Source organism: Kineococcus glutinatus (assembly GCF_039542765.1).
Taxonomy (GTDB): Bacteria; Actinomycetota; Actinomycetes; order Actinomycetales; family Kineococcaceae; genus Kineococcus_A; species Kineococcus_A glutinatus.
In genome coordinates this window covers 1-504 of sequence record NZ_BAABIL010000732.1, presented here as the reverse complement: position 1 = coordinate 504, position 504 = coordinate 1, and the positions used below count along the sequence as shown (strand labels likewise).

The following is a 504-nucleotide window of genomic DNA, read 5'->3' as shown; positions in this document are numbered from 1 at the left end:
CGACCACGGCGCGGCCGCCGACGCCGCCGGGGTCCCCGGCCCCGGCGGCGAGGAGCACGTCACCGGCACCGACGAGGACGACCTCCCCCGGCGCCGTGCCGGTCACGACGCGGGTGCGCAGCCGGTTCTGGGGTCCGAGGGCGCGCAGGGCGGCGGCCGCGGTGAGCACCTTGGCGGTGGAGGCGGGCACGCGCGCGGCACCGGCCCCGACGTCGAGCAGGGCCTCACCGGTGGTGGCGTCGACGACGGAGACGCCCAGCCCGGGACCGAGGGCGGGGTCGGCCAGCAGCGGCCCGACGACCGCGGCGACCCCTTCGGCGGTGGCGGCGGGCGCGTCGGCGGGCAGGGCCGCCAGCACGTCGGGTGCCCCGGTGGTGGGGACGGCGGCCGCGGGGGCGGTGGGCAGCGGGGTGGCCGTGGGCAGCGGGCGGCGGGTGAGGGGGCCGGGCACCGACGTCCGCTCCGGCGAGGGCATGATCGCCACCGCGGGGGCCATCGACGTCC

At 81.9% G+C, this 504-nt stretch carries 1 protein-coding gene; it reads right to left on the bottom strand.

Annotation, left to right across the window (positions count from 1 at the left end):
* Positions 1-504: D-alanyl-D-alanine carboxypeptidase (locus ABEB16_RS20755; RefSeq protein WP_345714084.1), on the bottom strand; the 504-nt coding region annotated here is incomplete at both ends.